The sequence below is a fragment of the Aquimarina macrocephali JAMB N27 genome, from assembly GCF_000520995.1.
In the GTDB taxonomy this organism is placed as follows: domain Bacteria; phylum Bacteroidota; class Bacteroidia; order Flavobacteriales; family Flavobacteriaceae; genus Aquimarina; species Aquimarina macrocephali.
This window is the reverse complement of sequence record NZ_JACA01000005.1, coordinates 62,671-79,794: the sequence shown is the minus strand read 5'-3', so window position 1 is coordinate 79,794 and position 17,124 is coordinate 62,671. Positions and strand designations below refer to the sequence as shown.

Below are 17,124 nucleotides of genomic sequence, written 5' to 3'. Positions count from 1 at the left end.
ATTAATTATGCATTATTGTTTGCGTCAATCCATTTTGTTTTTATATTTGCACCCTCCTTAGGAGTACTACAAAAAGTGTTCTATAAAAAGAAGCTGTTTTAAATAGTTTTTTTATACTAAAATAAGGAATATGGCGAGGTAGCTCAGTTGGTTAGAGCGTCGGATTCATAACCCGGAGGTCGGGGGATCGTGCCCCCCTCTCGCTACAGGAATAAAAAAGGAAAAGCTGACTTATATAAGTCAGCTTTTTTTTATTTAATTCAGAAAATGTATTTTTATGTTGTGGGGATATTTACCGATCATAATGCCGATATTGTTCAGATCATAAGCCTTCCTTTGGAAGTTATTGGGTTTACTCTGGCATTTATTGAAGTGCGTAAGCCATCTCTAGCAGCACATCCCATTACTAATTAATGTTTTTCTCTAAAAGATTTTGGAGAAATAGATACATATTTCTTGAAAAACTTCCAGAAATAGGCAGAATCTTCAAAATGTAACTCAAAAGCAATCTCGGATATACTTTTTTTGCTAAAAATCAGAAGTCGCTTAGCCTCTAAAACAACACGTTCTCTAATCAATTCTCCTGCTGTTTTTCCTGTTGATTTCTTTACTGTATCGTTTAGATAGGTTGGTGTAATATGTAGTAAAGAAGCGTAATAGCTAACGCTTCTTTCTTTTTTATAATCTTGTTCGATTAACTTTTTAAAAGACTTCACAATCATATTACCCGATGTACCATCTCCAAAACTCTGATCATTATGCATCTGTCGTTGGATATGGATCATCAAAATATTAAGATGATTTTTAATGATCTGATCTTTCTCAACATAGTCATTAGTAAATTCTTTCCAAAGGGCTGTAATACTACTACTAATCATTTTTTCTTCCTTATTAGTTTGCACTACTAAAGATGTATTATGTATTGTCATATTTATAATTTCAAAACTGGTATTCGCTCTGGTATGTGATAACAAAACATCTGGTGAGAAATGCAATACAAATCCTTTAAAATCATTAGAATTTTCGCATGCATGAACTACCCCTGGGTGAATATAAAATAGTGTTCCTTTCTCCATTTTATACATTTCTTCATCTATCATGATGTTTCCACACCCATGGGTTACCCAAATGATCTGAAAGAGATTAAAATGTCGATGAGGATGATGCGCCGTAGTATTAAGGCCATTAGATGATTCCTCTAGGCGTCTCATATTAAAAAATGAGGCAACCTCACCTTCTATCTTATCACCATACAAATGGTAATTTGGTATCTTTTCTATTGCTTTTACAGACATCATATATCCTTATTCATTACTTTATTCTCTCATCAATATAAACATAAAATCATAAACTTAAATTTCTTCACCTATACTATTAAAAATCTTTTTAAAATTAAAGGCGTCAGAAGTCTGTCCATATTCTTCTAGATGTTTCAATTTAGATAAGGCTTCTTCTGTTGTTGGTATATGATCACGATCTATCCACCATAATACCATGTGTGGGCTTTTCATTCTTTCAAACCATTTTCTACCATCCCTCACAAAATAGCTATGCACAGTACCGTAGGCAAAGTTTTTAAGAGATGTAAGATCTTCCCAAACAGACATGTTAATAAGCATCATATCATCTTCTAAAGGAGATTCTATATTTGCGGCAGAACTGCCATCATCATCCTTTAATCTCCATACAAATCCTGGGCTCTCATCAGCCAGTTTATTAATCGGTTCTAGAAAATCTACAAATTCTTTTAGTAAAGGAGAATCCAGCGGAGCTTTCATTTTGGCAATATTAATTTCTGCAATATACTTTTTACTCATAATTTTAATTTTTCACTGCATTGTTACAGTATCAGTATTCAAAATTAGAGATAGGTAGTTTATGAATTTATATAAGGATCACAGTTCTTTCTGTACTTTTCACAGAATTCTATCTTTAGGTTATAAAAATGAGGCCTGAATATTAGTGTCGAAACTAGTTTTCTTCTTTTAATAGTTTATGAAATACATCTGCCAATCGTATTTCGATAAACTTTACGATATCTCTTTCTGGTTTCTCATTTTGATACATAGAGAAGACTTTTGATGCATTGTGTCTTTTTAGTGTCTTAATATCTCCTTCGGGATATTCGATATCTTCTGGTTTTAAATCCCATTTTAATAATGATTGTAATAGTTCGGTATGGGATTCGTAGCGCTTCTCTAATACTTTCTGTCTATCCAGATCTTCCTGGTTTTTTTCTTCTGCACTATTGATTCTTGCACTCAATACGGTAAACTCATCCCTGATTTGGCGATCAATCTCCTGTGCTTCACGAACTAGTTTTAGGTACGATTCATATATTTTCTCATTGTAAAACTCTGCAAAATCAAAATAAAGATTCATCGCCTTAAGGTAACTGATAGCAACCTCTTTGTATACTCTTTTATCCTTCTGCTCGGTTTCTTCTAGTTGTTCTCCCAGGTCGCTTAGCCTCCCTCTTTTATCTTTGATGATATGTGCAAAACCTTCTTTCTCGGGTAGTGCTAATAACTCTGGTGTGATATCTATTGGGAGTCCTTCATAACGATATTTTCTATACTGAATCTTGATAGAATCATTAGCCTCTTTTGCCTTTTTAGGTTTTTTATTGAAATTGATTTTAGGCTTCTTTAGTCCAAATGCATAATTATAACTAAAAGTAGCTGTAAATTCACTTAATTGTCCATTATTACCTCCACTTCTAAATAACTGTACGGCATTAAGGTTGAAGTTGTGCCTCTCTTTTAAGGTATAGGTCACAGCTCCTCGTAGATTGGTAACACTTGTAGTAGATGTAGTACTTGTAGAACTATTATATCCTGCAGAAAGTTGGGTGTTCAGTGTTTTTTTAAAATACCGCTTACCAACACTCAAGGTAGGTCCCCAGGTCGTTGCTTCTTCTCTGCCAATAGTATTATAAGTCCCGTTAACCGAGGTGCTGATATTTAGGCTTCTTTCTGAAAAATCTATCGTATGACCCAAATTCATATTATGAAAAGTAGAAGCATCTCCTAATCTAACCACACCGCCTTGTTCATTTGAGACATCATTGAGTGCATAATTCATCGTGAGATTCTGGCGAGAGGTCTTTTTTCCTGAAAGTACATAGTTGATCGTTACCGTAGCGGTTTGCGATAATTGTTTGTAATCCAACTCCTCTATCTGTTCATCCAAAAGGTCGGCATCATTAATCTCATCAAATTGATTGGGTTTGATATTGGTATATGTGCTAAAGTTAGAGTACATACCAGAAATATTTAATCTATCTGATACAGAAAGGGTCGCATTTAACGAGCCAACTGTACGATTGGTGTTATTGGCCTTTAAGTTATCCAGATCATCTCTTTGATAGCCTATATTAAGAGCTAAGGTCAATCTGTCTTTAAAAAAGGTATTAGAGGCATCTAAGGTGATGTTTTCAAAATCATTATTAAAATAATACGCTCCCAGGGTTTCATATCCAGGTTCGATACGTTCGTATCCCAATCCAAGGTTTACTCGCCCTACACCATAGCCTAAACGTGTTTTTATAGCGGTATAATATTCTGTAGAAGCTCGATTATTAAAAAAAGTAGCGATCGGGGAGATATCCGTATTATCGGCTTCTTCGGCTCGGGTATCTTTGGTAATCGCGGTAGAAGCATATTCGGCTTGAAGACTAAAACTTTTTCCTAATTTAACTTCTCCTTCTATACTCACTACCAGATTTTCCTGAGGTAATACGCCTTTGGCTTCGGGAATCGAATCAATAGAGGTTTGATTATCCTTGGCATAAAAACCAATAATTCCTATTTTATAACGCTCTTTTTCAAAACTCGTTTTTAGTCCATATCCCATACGATCATATGAAGGAATTGTTCTTGCATCTTCATTATCCTCTACTGCTTTTAGCAAACGACCACTCATAGCACTTATTTTGAAGGCTCCTGGGGGAGTAAGGTCGACTCCTCCACCGGTAAACTGATGACCACTTAAGGTATAAGGAGAAAAGGTCATACTTATATTACCAATATGACCAGTTACCCATTTGTATTTGGGATATAAACTAATACGATTAAAATCAAAGGGTAATTGATAGCCCAGATTCTCTCCCTGATTCGAAAAACTATAGGATATTGGTAATGAAAAACTATAAATATTGATGTTAAGGGCGCCTTGTAAAAAATAGGTAAAGGGTTCTCTGTTATTATTTTGGTTAGAACTATAATACACTCCACTGGCAGAAACCTGACCACTAACTTTTAAAGGTTTACTTTGAGTAATTGTTTCATAATCGAGTGTTTGTGCAATAGAGAAAAAAGGAAATACCAAAAACACTAATAATAGCTTATTCAAAAACTTTATTTTAGTTGGTATACTCAAAAATGATTTTATATTAAATTTCCCCACAATTCTCTTATAACATGAATAAGATTATTTTTCTCTCTTTTTTAAGTATACTCTGCCCTTTTATTTCTCTGAAAAAAAAGCATTGATCTAACCCCTTTTATTTGGTTCTAACTATACTTTTTAGTCAAATTATTATACTACAATATTACTCTTAAAAAAAGAAAAACTATTCACGGTTTTCAGTGATTTTATGGATGAGATTTTAAAAGGTTAGATGTAAATTTTGTAATAAAAATCATTCTATTTTACCAGATAATTCTTTGATCTTTTTAATGAATTCTGAGAATTCTGTTTTTTGTTCTAAAATATCTAAATATTCTTCTTGGATATTATATTGAAAATCTTTCTCATCTAGATAAACATAGATTTCAGCTATTTTTTTATCCTTTTTTATCTGAGGCTTAATCTTATCCAGTAATTTCAAATATAACTTACCATACTCTGCTTTTATCTTGTTATTATTTTCATCATAAAATTTCATCATAAAATCAATACCATTTATACGTCTCTCTTTCTTTTCCTCATTACTTAGTAACATTCTATTTAAAACAACAAGTTCTTTTCTGTATGGTAGCATTTTGTTTCTTAAATCCGATAATTTTTGTTTTATAGAATCATCCAAGTTTTTTAAATCTTTATTTATACCAAGACTCTCCTCAATTATTTTTCGATATTCTTTTTTAATTGGGTTAAGTTTATTTCTCAGAAATAAAATTCTCGTATTTATATCTCTTTTATTCATTATAGTTCAATCAATTCTATTACTCTTATCATGTCAAATTCTTTATACGCTCCATCAAACTTAATAATATCATCTATAGAACTATATAAACCTGTTTCTAACAATATATGTTCCTCTGTATAAATTTTATTTACTTTAAACCTTGTATTGGATTTAAATAAAACCTCTTTCTCTATAGCAAACGTTGATAAATCTTCAATTAATTTTCCATTTTTACCTTTAATTCGTATCAAAACTGTGTGAACACGATTATCCATAGCTGATTTAATAGCATCTCTTGAATAAGTAGTGGAATAGAATCCTTTTTTAGTGATTATATCTCCTTTTTTATAAATTGTATTAATTTCATCATTTGTTAAGTTTTCTATTCTATACAAAAGATCATCTGCCTGATTATATGATGAATTTGGCAATTTGGCTAAAGCTTGATTCATTAATTTTTCTTGAGCTATAAACTCTTCCGTCATTTCGATTTCACTTCTTAATGCTTTATTAAGGTTTTTATACCCTGGATTAGTAGTATAAAATATCAAGACTGCTTCTTCCTCTATAGACAAAACATCTTTAAATTTTCTTTTTGAGGGGTTATTTAGTAAACCGTCATAATGTATTTTAAACTTTTCATTCTTTGATAAGACTTCTAAAAATTCACTTTTCACTTCGTCGAGCAATTCTTTTATGGTCTCACGAATTGGTATTCCACCAGGTGCAATAGGGTTTTGAATTCCATTACCTCCATTAGTAAGGGGCATATCTAAAAATACAATTGGACGCTTAGGATCCTTGGTCAACATGAAATCACCAAGATTAGTATCTCCTAAGATTTTCCCATCTCTAGCCAGTTGTTCTAAGATATCATCGAAGGCTTTTAAATGAGCTGAAGTGATTTTAATAGGAAGTATTTCTTTGTTTTTTTGCTTACTATAAAGAGCAAATAAATCATAACCATCAATTGCCTCCATGGCAACGGCATCTTGCCATACTCCATTAGGTTCCTGTACCCTTATGCGGCTATAAAATTTGGCTCCTCCATAAGGTTCTAACCCTTTAGTTACAGTTTCTATTTCACCAATTGCATCATAATCTACATTACGGTCAAATTTGAATCTAGCTGGAATTAGCTTACCATCAAACTTAAATTCACCCAAAAAATGAGTTCCCAAACCACCACTACCATTGGTAACATCTTTTCCTTTAACAATGGGTAATTTAAATACATTCTCTGCATTTTTTATTGCATGTTTAAAGTGCTTATGATCATGAATAAGGTGATTTCTACGTGCTTCAATGAGGGTCCTTGCATATTCTACTAATTCGGGATTATCAGATTTTGATAAAACATATAAATCTTTCCCTCCACTACGTAAGATATCCCTATATATAGAAAAATCATCAATTTTATCTATCTCAAGTATAATAGTCTCGGGAATACCAAAAGTGTTAAGCTCATTTTTTACACCTGCTATAAGTTCATCTTTAGTTAAAATGTCATCAAAGTACTGTTCAAATTTTTTCAAAACCCGTCCATCGAGGTTTTCTAAATCCAAATTAGGTAAGAACATTGTTTTCTTAAAAGCGATATACCCCCCAGCATCCTCAATTTCTTTAACGATAACATGAGGTGCTTTTTTTGAACTCGTTATATAATCAGCAAGTTCTGTAAGATTAGTAAGATCAAAACGATCAACATTCTTATCTGCTTTATATAAAACTCTCCAGGCTTTGTAAGCATTTGTAGTGTTATCTTCAAAATACTTTATAAGGTTTTCTGATCCATTTCCTGATATTTTTTCAGCAAACTCTGTTTTAAAAATATTAGCCAAACATTCATTACTACATTCTGCTTTTACCGATACCAACCCAATAAAAAGGAAAAGGATAGTAAGTATGACCTTTGATATATTTGCTTTCATATTCTCGTTTTCAATACTAATTCTTATAAGAATCAAACTGTAAAAATTAAACACTACCAGTTTTATTTACAATTAGGGTTATTCTTTTTGATTTTTGCTATGATATTATCAACTCTAATTTCTAATTCACTCTGCTTTATTACATCAGAATTCATTCCTTTTTTAATGTTTTCTATATGTTCATCCAAAATTTGTTTCGATGAATTACTAAGCCCCGCATTGCTACTAATTTTATCATCTAAGGCCGTTATCATATCATCAACTTTTTTTGATGTAGTAGCCAATAATGGTACAGAAGCTATTATTGACAACATGTTTAATTGAAATCTTGTTTCCTCAGAAATGGCATCCTCATTAAGTGCGTTAGCCAAAAGACCAGCTGTAGAACCTAATAAATCGCTGGTAACCACTGCTTTCCTTACTGCATTACCAACACTAAACAGGATTTTGATACTCCCTACTCCGACAGCTAGTGAAACAACATCAACAGCTACCCAAGCTCCTTTTTCTAAAACTATATTTCTATTGCTGTTACTCATTGCAAATGCCTGAACCAATGGCATATGTAAAACACTTCCTTTTTTAAATTTTTCACCCAAAAAAGTAAAACTACTTTCTACATAAACAGGAACCATCCGGTTGTAGCTAAGCTCTTCTTCTTCTCCTTCCAGAGTTATTTTTATTGTTTTCTCCCCTATTTCATCTATAGAAAAGTTTTTAAAATTAAAAAGATCTGCTTCTAATGCTAATACCCCTTCTTTATCTTTTACAGTTACATCATCATCTTTAAAAAAATCTTTTTTCCTTAACGGTTTTTGATAATTACTACTTATAATTTGAGATCCCATCCAAGCTAAAAACTTACTGAGTCTTTCTCCATATAGTTTATCATAAATCACATTTAATCCTATCTCTTTTTCTATCCCTTTTAATACTTCAGAACTGGTAGGCTTAAAACTGACTACCAATTTAATAAGGGCATCTTCAGTATTCTTAAAAACCGCGTCAGTATCAGAAACACCAAACCAATTACAAGTAAACATTTGTTCAAGTAATTTCATCTTTTTATCAAATGCTACCTTTTTAAGAGATGCAGTATTCTCATTAGCGTTTATATGATCAACTATTACTTCTCTGTTATCACAATCAATCGTTTTTATGCTGTTCCAAAAGCTATCATTATCCCCTTGAGCATTATCCAGATAGATAGATGCTTGTTCTAATAAGGTTTTAAAATACTTTTGTGGATTAGAGTCCAGTAAATCTGTTATGTGCTTATTTTTATCTTCGTTCAAAAATTTTGACCAAGCATAAAACTTACTTAACTCACTTTCTTTAATTTCACGTTCATCCTTATAGAGCTCTTTAATAATAAAAATCACAGGGTTTACCCACGAAAACTTTTTCATTTCAGCTTCGACTTTAGCCCTTACTTTCTGATTTTCTATTAGCACTGTAGATTCTGATTGTGTAAAACCTGCAAATAACTCTCTGTTAGAGTTTCGTGTTTTGGCAATGTCAAAAATTATTTTATACTCTTTTAATGTCTCACAATCATCAATAAGCATCTCGAAAAATAATGCACTGATGGCAGGGACATTACCAACTATGTCTGAGTTTTCATTCATTGAGGATAAAACCTTTACAATCCCCTTCTTTTCAATATTTTCTAAATTACCATAATCGTTATTTATTATGTAATTTACAATTTGCCATTTCTTTACATCATTACTTAGTTTAGATGTGATATCGGTTAACACATTGATAAAACGAGTGTAGTTATTCTCTCTTCCTTTCCAAAGAACCCCTACTCCTTCATCATCTACATCTGTAAATAATTCTTCTAACACTTCAGCATTTTTCTCCAAAAAATAGCCCAAAAGCTCATTATAAAAATCCGTGACATTATTTAAAGGAGGTGTTTCTAGAAGATCAAGTATTAAATCTTCATAATACTCTGTGATACTCTCATTTTTAACTATTTTAGATATAATGAGATATCTCTGTTCTGCTGTAAAATATTGTACTCCACAATTAGCTATACCTTTTAACCTTTCAAAATCTTCATCAGTAAATTCGCTCTTGTTAAGAACTGCTGTCAAAATCTCGTCAGCTTCTTTTTTAAACTGTGATTTATCTTCAGGAAAGAGGTATTTACGTATTCTTTCTAACTCTACAGGATCTGATCCTGTACTGTATCTTGGTGTATATATTTCTACATTATTATACTGTAAACTATAACGCCAAGTTTGATTCTCTTTATTATTTTTTCCTATCTCTTCAGGTACAGATGAAGCCTTTCCTTTAAAACTACCTTTATCAATCTTGATCCATATTTTATCTCCTTTCCATTCTGTATGAAATGTTCCTAATTTTCCAAAAACTGATGTGTCAAAAGAAATATCTTCATCGATATCAGAATTTATATAAGCGCATCGTATGATTTGAAATATCTTATCTACAAACTCTGTATCCGTATATTCTCCCTCTTCATCATCCTGAAATGGATATAATTTAAAATCAGGATTATGAATTTGTGCCCAATCCAAATGTGATAATTCTATCCCATTACCATAATCCATAAGCCAATTGGTAGCTCCTTTTGATGTTTTCAGCTCTGTAAATGGATGTTCTAATCCAAAAACGCCATGACCAAGTTCATGAGAAATAGTTCCTTCCAAATTATCTTTACCCTCCTCCTCTTTTGAAAGGTTACTATTAAATATAAATCCAAATTGTCTTTTAATTGGCATAAAACCAGCAACACCACTTCGGCTAGGTTGTATATTATTTCCGAAAACAAAAAGGTAGTACGATTTAATAGACGTAGTTGCTTTCGATTTATAAGCATTGATAATAGATCTCTGGTCCTCTGTATAATTTGTAAAGAAACCACTATCTCCCATCTGTACTGTATCTCCTCCGTAAAGAGATTTATCTACCTTAAAATCACTAGCAATTGTAAAGTCAATATTAACCGATGCTTTACCAAAGATTGCATTGATCTTTGATGAAAGTTCTGATTCACTAGGTAATGATACACCACTAACCGGTATGATTGTTACATTAACATCCTTTTTAGATAAATGCCAAAGAGAAAATACACCTGCTATTGTTTGCTGTTTGGTATCTCCCTTTGGTTGTATTGTTGCATATATATTTTCATGCTCAAAGGTATAATGCCCATTAAGTTCTACTATAATCTCATTTTCCCCTGATACTCTTTCATATCTAACAATCTCACCTTTGCCAGTTTTAAGCACAAGATCCTTAATCGAAATGTTACTATCGGTAATAGTTACTTTTGCTTTTATTTTATCTGTGGCCCCATTTCCTACTGCTTTATTGATAATCTTATATGCTTTTCCTTTTTCATCTTTTATCTGCTTATAATACTTGGCTAATTTTTCTTGTCCATCTGGTATCGCATCAAAACCATAAGCATAATTGTTATCATCTATAAACTCTACTTTAATTCCTTTTGCAGAAAGTTGAGAGACATCTCCGTTTTCATCAACTCCAGATGTATTTTGTGGATCCACACCTCCTCCATCTGCCAATGGCTCTCCCTGTCTAATATTACCATCTTCGTCAACATGATATATATCCCCATTACTATCAATAATAACCACATCATCTCCACCAGGATACTTAGAAATTGCTCCTGTTACCGGATCTGTAACGGTTATAGTACCATCATCATTTACTCGAATATCATTAATCGTTATATCATAATCAAGCTGTACAGCTTCTAGATCATTATCTCCTTCAAAGACCTCTGTCACATCATTAACAGATTCAATTCCTTCCCAGTTTTCATCATAGTCTGTAACTACAATCCCTTCTAAAAGTTGATAGTCTGTATTGATACTAATATTATCAAAACTCACTTTTAACTTAGTATCCTGTAAATACGGAACCACAATATATCCCCATCCCGAAAAAGAGCCATTATCTCCTTTGACTTCTTTTACCGTTACCGGAAAATCTCCTGCAGTAAATACTTCGTTTGTTACCAACCTTTCTAAAGGATCCTGATTGGTAATAATAATCTCGGGGGTAATACCGCAATTATAAGTTGATTCTTTGTCTTCTGCCAGTATGGTGGTAAACTCATAGATTTGAGAATAGGTAAACGGACCATTATCCAGGCATTGTCCCCCAACTCTAAACTCATAAGTCGTTGCAGGCTCCAGGTTATAAATAGTTGTATAGTCATTAATAGTACCTCCTTCAAACCAAATCGCATTTTCTGTATCCTTTTTACGATATTGCACGTTATATCTCAAGTGATCTACTCCTTGCCATAAAATCTTTTCGCTGGTTGTATTTTTTGCCTCTGCCAATATATATTCTGGTTCTGCACATTTACCGGTATAGGTAAAGTAATAGATTTCACTATACCCGTCATTTTTAAACACAGAGGTTTCACTGATCCCATCACTTATCATGGCGCGTACTCTCCATCCATACGTTTTATCTGGCAGTAAAGAAGTTTCTGCAGGTCCATACAACAAAGTAGTAGCAAAAGTATTGGTTTGATACAATGGTCGACTAGCCAAGAATGCGGCTTGCGGATCCATTTGATTATCCCAAAGCTCTGCCAATGTAAACTCATATTCTACATTTGTAGCATTAAGATGACGAGGAGTCCACTGAAAAATAATATTTTGTGGATCTCGCATCAATACTTGTTCTCCTCGATTAGGTAGATTTAAAAATGGCGGATCATTAAGCACTAAATAAACTGTAGCACAGCTTTTTCGAGAAATCTGTTGCCCCGATTGCGCGTCATATACTTCAAAACAAAAACGATACAAGCCTTCTGGTAAAGGCACACTATATTGCTGCGGGTTAATTCCTCTTAAATTCTGAAGGGCAAAATAAGGTTGTAAATCTAAATTAGTTAATCGTAATGGTATCCCACCATCCAGGAAAATCGGATTAGCTCCGATCACTACATCATTACTTTGGATAGACAAACCTGCATTATTTTCTACAAAGAATTTTAAACGCACTTGTCTATTAGATTCTGTAATATCGGTTAGTAGTAAATTAAGTATTAACTTATCTGATGAGGCTGTATTATACTCTGATAGTTTTAAGCTATATGGAGGTATTATTTGCGGAGTAACACTTACTGGGAAAACCTGTGCCTGTAATGCATAAGAAAACAAGAACACTACTAGTATACTATAATATCTGTGTGTTTTAAGCATAGCTGAACTCTTTATCCTATTTATCATACTTATACTCATACAATTACTCTTTTTGAACTTTAATATCCACCAGTATGTAGGAATTCTGTCCATCCTCTACAAAATTCTTAATCTTAATAGCTCCTTTCTTTCCTTCCTTAGTTTGAAAAAGAACAATTCTTGGTACCGTCGTATTATCAAAATCTTGTAACCCTCCCGGGGTTTCAGTTATCACCAGATTATTTAACAATGTATCATCCTGCATAGCATCAAACTGTACTGGTGTTAATGAAGCAGAACAACTGCACAATTCCTGAGAATTAATGAAAATTGTGTTTTTGGGGCTTTGTAATTCATCAAAAGTAGTTCCTGATAATTGATCAGGACTCACAAATCGATTGCGATTAAAAGTGTTGCTTAAACCAAAGAAAACCAAATCAATATCTTGTTCAACACCTGGTGTTATCTCATTAGCTGTAAATAGTATACGCTTTGCTATGGTATAAAAACTGCCTCTTGTATTCGCAGTATGAGCTGTATTAATCCCAAACCTAATATCATTTAATTCTCTAAGATTTGTATTTGTGAAAAATTCGATCTGTTTAGTGATGGTCTTTGTATCTTTTCCATTAAAGGCCGTTAATCTTATAGTTTGGGCCCCTTCTTGAGTAAATATTATCTCTGGATTTTCTTCTGCGGAAGAAGAAGAAACAGTTCCTTCAAAAGTCCATTGATATGAGGTAGCACTAATTGAATTATTTTGAAATTGTACACGAGCAGGTATTTGAAAATCGTCGTCATCAAAAGCTATCTGATACTCGAAATCTGACACTAGAAATGGAGCAACAGTAATCGTTTTTTGCAAATCATACGTTTCTCGCCCGTTACCTACTTCTAGTCTAATCACATGATCTCCAGGCTCTGTAAACACTACTTCTCCCGGATCGCGATCGGTAGAGCTTGCCGGAGTTCCTCCTTCAAAAGTCCAGGAAAAACTATCCGCTCCAGAAGAGTTATTTTGTATTGTATAACTAGCCGGAGAGAAATTATCTACCAGATTTGTGATTTCAAAATCAATAACCACCGGATCATCAATTCGTATTTCTAAAGTTTTTGTACCTTGTGATCCATCCTGATTAGTTGCTGTAAGCTCAATAGTATACACTCCTTTTGCATCATATTGAATGACTCCCGGATTACGATTTACAGATCTGGAAGGTACTCCTCCTTCAAAAGTCCATTCATAATCTTCTCCTCCTTTTGTTCTATTAAAAAAAACAACCTGAACTGGTATTGAAAAATCATCATTAAAAACTTCAAATTCGAAATCAGTAATGACGGGTATTGCCTCTTCTTTGGCACAACCAAAAAGGCAAAGTATAGATAATATGTAGATTATTTTATTCATATCATAAAAGCATTTCAACAAACTCTTCGTAATAAAAAAGAATTACTCAAACACTAGTTTACGGGTTTCTGATCCTTTTGGAGTTTCTAATAACATCAAATACACTCCTGTGGGTAGTGTAAGAGAATAATCTAGTAAAAAATCAAGGTTGTTTTTTTCTACACGTTCATGCATTGTTGCGCCCGACATTAGGTTTACTATTTTTAATGTGATATTAGACTCTTCTGCCAAACTGATCTTTGTTTTAAAAGAACCTCCATTAGGGTTAGGATAGACTATAAACTCTTCTATAAATTCCCCTTGAGAAGCAAATTGTTCTGGAGCTTCTATAGCCGGTTGAACCAAAATAGTTTTTGTAAAGTCTTGGTAGCAATCTATTTGATACGATCTTAAATTAATATCATATGGGCCTTCTTTCTCAAACTTGAGTATTAATTTTTCTTTGCTTTCTAAAACAACTTCTACTCCTTCAGGAATTGTCCACTCTACAGTTTCTCCTATAGGCTCACTCACATTAACTAATATTACCTCTTCATCGGTATATGCTTGTGTTGTAATTAAGAAATCAGAATCTATTGGGGTATCAAAAACCTCAACTTCTATATCTCCGATTCCTATACATCCAAGACTGCTGGTAATTGTAGCTACATATCTTCCTGCCTCTGTAATCTCGACAGTACTTGCTGAACTTGTAAATCCATTTTCGCTAAACCATGAATAGGTTGCTCCAGGGTCATTGATCGCAATATCAAGAATAAGTGATTGATCCTTACAGAGTGAACGTTTTTCTTCTAAATTCACTATAATAGGATCGGGATCTATTAACTTTTCTTCATAAAATGCTTTACATCCTTTATTATCTGTTACCTCTATTCTATATGTTCCTGAGGATAATCCATTAATAAATGTAGAAGTACTACCTGTACTCCATGTATAATTATATGGTGGATTCCCTCCTTTAATCTCTACCTCGATTTGCCCATCATTACCTTCAAAACATGTTGGAGATATTACCGATATGGGGTTTATTTCAAGTCCGCCAGGCTGATCGATTTTTACGCTTCCTTCTATTTGACAACCCTTAGCATCTGTAACAAAAATCAAATATGTTCCTGCTATAAGATTGGTTATTGTTGGAGTAGTTTCTCCATTACTCCATTCGTATGTATATGGCGGTGTTCCTCCAACAACAAAAGTCGTTGCTTCTGCATCGTCTCCATTAGCACATGTGACAACCGTATTTGTAAAAGAAATCCCTAGTTTATCGGGTTGTGATAAATATTTTGTGCTATCAATAGCCTGAACTAATCTATATTGTCTGGTACCATCTACATCTGTATATGCCTCATAGGTTCCTAATACAATACCGTTTTTATCTTCTACATTTAAAGCATAATTGCCTACACTTTGATTCTCTATAATACTATCATTTACTGCAATATTTTGCCAAACACCTCCTACATTCTTTTTCCATCGGTAACAATATGGCATAAAATTAACTCTACATTCTCCTGGATTAGCAATGGTATTATCAAATTTCACACCTCCCTTTGCATGCACCACCAGTGCTCCATCCTGAAATTGATCTGGAATTCCCAGAGGAGTATTAAAATCAAAGCCATCACTATATTCGTTATCAATATTACATGAAATAGGATTATAAATTTCTATGGTTACCTCAAGTGGTTCGGGTTGTTCCAGATTATATTCAATATTGGTAAAGAAGCATCCATCTTTGTATGTGGCAGCATTATAGTTAGCATCTCGTGCACTTAAATTATATACTCCCTCACCAATGGAATGTAATATTATCTGATATCCCTGGTTTCCTGGCAATACACTTGTTGTCGTAGTAGTTAGTATATTTCCAGAATTATCTTTCCATTCAAAAGTATAACTATCATCATTTAATGCGGTTCCTCCAAAAATTCGAACTTTAAAAAAACCATCTAAAAAACCATAGGCTGTCGGTTCTTTATATTCTAACAATTCTACCTGTAATGGTTCACCTGGTTCTTCTATGATTTCAGACTCTACGATATCGTCTCCCAGTCTAATTTCTCCTGCAACATTTATTTGTTCTCTGGCGACACAATATACATTTCCACCTCTAACCTTTTTACGCACCTGCACTTCATAAGTAACCGGTTTTAAACCTGTTATAATATGGGTACTAGCATTTACAAAAGGTAGCCATGTTAAAGAGGATGCTCCTGCTTCTTTTATAGCATATTCATATTGTCCCGTACCACCTCCAGCCGCACTTAGATGTATTTCTCCATCAGTATTATTATTAATATCTGTATCACCATCATTACACCATACATCTACGATTTCTGTAACTTCAAAAGAAACCGGGGTAGGTTTATTTATATTTACAATAGCCGTATGACTTGTATCTCCTGTGTAATATACAAATCCGTTATACCCTCCTATCATATCTAATTTAAAACCGGCAGTACTAGGTGGAAGCCCTGTTAAAACGTAGCTGTTAGTCCCATCAAGTGAAATATTAGAATATGATTTTACAGCAGCATAAATTGTATTACCATCTGGATCAGTTCCTATTGGCCTTGACATATCGCTTACAGCTATTCCCAAATTATCTCCTGGTTCTAATGCTCTGTCAAAAGTTACTCTTACTTCGCCATCAATACTATCATAACAACTAACATCTGTAGTTGTTGGAGGTGAAACAATATGAGGCGCAGATCTTCGCAATCTAAAGCTAACAATATTTTCTGATGGTTTATCTGCACAGGGTAAAATCCTAAAATATATATTTTGCCCTATTGCGGATTTTGGTAAAAAATCCTGTGGTATTGCTCTAAATACATTTGGTATTGCTGGCAAAGGAATATTTTGCCATGTGCCATTAGGATTAACAGCACCAGACGATAATTGATATTGCCATTTATAAACTCCAGTATTAAATCCGGCAGTTGCAGTTACTTCAAACGAATCTTCATATCCTATAATATCAGAAACTGCAGAAGTATTTAATGTAATAATGGGTCGTACATTTATAATAGCATTTCCAGGTACAGCAGATGGAGTTGGTGAAAACTCACTAAAATTGTAATCTCTATAATAACATCCAGTAATATTAATATTACCATCTCTTCGTTTAGATTTACAATTACCTATTGAGTTTCTTCTTCGTTTATTTGTATGAAAACGTAAGTGTACAATTTTATTGTTTTCATTAAAAGTAACCGGGGTCATTACTAAAGGTTTATTCTCATACACTCCCGGGTCAAAAATTCTTGTTTTCGTTCCATTTGCATATGTTGCTTCTATATATTGCAACCCTTTGGAGCCAGAACCACAACTTGTTCCAGGGCTACCATCTCCAACATATCCTCCTATTGTAAGCTCATAACTTTGAGCAATACCAGAGGTTCCTAATAATAAGAAAAAAGTCGTAAAAAGTATATAAACTATCTTTTTCATCTC

9 protein-coding genes and 1 tRNA gene are annotated in these 17,124 nt (G+C 33.3%); 2 read left to right on the top strand and 8 right to left on the bottom strand.

Annotated features, from left to right (window positions below):
* Positions 1-132: 132 nt before the first annotated feature.
* Positions 133-206: transfer RNA gene (locus Z054_RS0105465), tRNA-Met, on the top strand.
* Positions 207-267: 61 nt separating this feature from the next.
* On the top strand, positions 268-414 hold the full coding sequence (locus Z054_RS31585; protein ID WP_161635245.1) for a hypothetical protein: 147 nt from the start codon (positions 268-270) through the stop codon (positions 412-414).
* On the opposite strand, the gene Z054_RS0105455 is transcribed toward Z054_RS31585, so the two are convergent.
* The 8 genes from Z054_RS0105455 to Z054_RS0105420 all read right to left on the bottom strand — a co-directional run bounded on the left by Z054_RS0105455 (position 411) and on the right by Z054_RS0105420 (position 17,121).
* Positions 411-1,298: an AraC family transcriptional regulator gene (locus Z054_RS0105455; RefSeq protein ID WP_084050116.1), complete on the bottom strand. Its 888-nt coding sequence runs from the start codon at positions 1,296-1,298 to the stop codon at positions 411-413. The two genes, Z054_RS31585 and Z054_RS0105455, sit on opposite strands and share 4 nt — an antisense overlap.
* A 54-nt stretch (positions 1,299-1,352) precedes the next feature.
* Complete coding sequence (locus Z054_RS0105450; RefSeq protein ID WP_035090726.1) at positions 1,353-1,817, bottom strand: DUF3291 domain-containing protein; 465 nt, start codon at positions 1,815-1,817, stop codon at positions 1,353-1,355.
* 154 nt (positions 1,818-1,971) lie between these two features.
* Positions 1,972-4,353 (bottom strand): hypothetical protein, encoded by a 2,382-nt coding sequence (locus Z054_RS0105445; RefSeq protein ID WP_051473679.1) that lies wholly within the window; start codon positions 4,351-4,353, stop codon positions 1,972-1,974.
* Positions 4,354-4,642: 289 nt separating this feature from the next.
* The gene (locus tag Z054_RS0105440) at positions 4,643-5,149 is read right to left on the bottom strand and encodes a hypothetical protein (RefSeq protein WP_024769069.1); all 507 of its coding nucleotides are present in this window, start codon (positions 5,147-5,149) and stop codon (positions 4,643-4,645) included.
* Positions 5,149-7,062 (bottom strand): ADP-ribosyltransferase, encoded by a 1,914-nt coding sequence (locus tag Z054_RS32405; protein ID WP_024769068.1) that lies wholly within the window; start codon positions 7,060-7,062, stop codon positions 5,149-5,151. The genes Z054_RS0105440 and Z054_RS32405 overlap by 1 nt, the downstream gene beginning before the upstream one ends.
* 62 nt (positions 7,063-7,124) lie before the next feature.
* Positions 7,125-12,281, bottom strand: a complete 5,157-nt coding sequence (locus Z054_RS0105430; RefSeq protein WP_152538477.1) for a hypothetical protein — start codon at positions 12,279-12,281, stop codon at positions 7,125-7,127.
* A gap of 43 nt (positions 12,282-12,324) precedes the next feature.
* Entirely contained in the window at positions 12,325-13,668 is a 1,344-nt protein-coding gene (locus Z054_RS0105425; RefSeq protein ID WP_035090723.1) for a PKD domain-containing protein, read from the bottom strand.
* A 42-nt stretch (positions 13,669-13,710) separates the two neighbouring features.
* Positions 13,711-17,121 carry a T9SS type A sorting domain-containing protein gene (locus tag Z054_RS0105420; RefSeq protein ID WP_024769065.1) on the bottom strand — a complete coding sequence of 1,137 codons (3,411 nt, stop codon included), beginning with the start codon at positions 17,119-17,121 and terminating at the stop codon, positions 13,711-13,713.
* Positions 17,122-17,124: the final 3 nt, after the last annotated feature.

Bases quoted from the DNA above. Each gene is read 5' to 3' on its own strand.
- Z054_RS0105450 (WP_035090726.1), bottom strand. From the start codon at position 1,817: ATGAGTAAAAAGTATATTGCAGAAATTAATATTGCCAAAATGAAAGCT.
- Z054_RS0105430 (WP_152538477.1), bottom strand. From the start codon at position 12,281: ATGCTTAAAACACACAGATATTATAGTATACTAGTAGTGTTCTTGTTT.
- Z054_RS31585 (WP_161635245.1), top strand. From the start codon at position 268: ATGTATTTTTATGTTGTGGGGATATTTACCGATCATAATGCCGATATT.
- Z054_RS0105455 (WP_084050116.1), bottom strand. From the start codon at position 1,298: ATGATGTCTGTAAAAGCAATAGAAAAGATACCAAATTACCATTTGTAT.
- Z054_RS0105425 (WP_035090723.1), bottom strand. From the start codon at position 13,668: ATGAATAAAATAATCTACATATTATCTATACTTTGCCTTTTTGGTTGT.
- Z054_RS32405 (WP_024769068.1), bottom strand. From the start codon at position 7,062: ATGAAAGCAAATATATCAAAGGTCATACTTACTATCCTTTTCCTTTTT.
- Z054_RS0105440 (WP_024769069.1), bottom strand. From the start codon at position 5,149: ATGAATAAAAGAGATATAAATACGAGAATTTTATTTCTGAGAAATAAA.
- Z054_RS0105420 (WP_024769065.1), bottom strand. From the start codon at position 17,121: ATGAAAAAGATAGTTTATATACTTTTTACGACTTTTTTCTTATTATTA.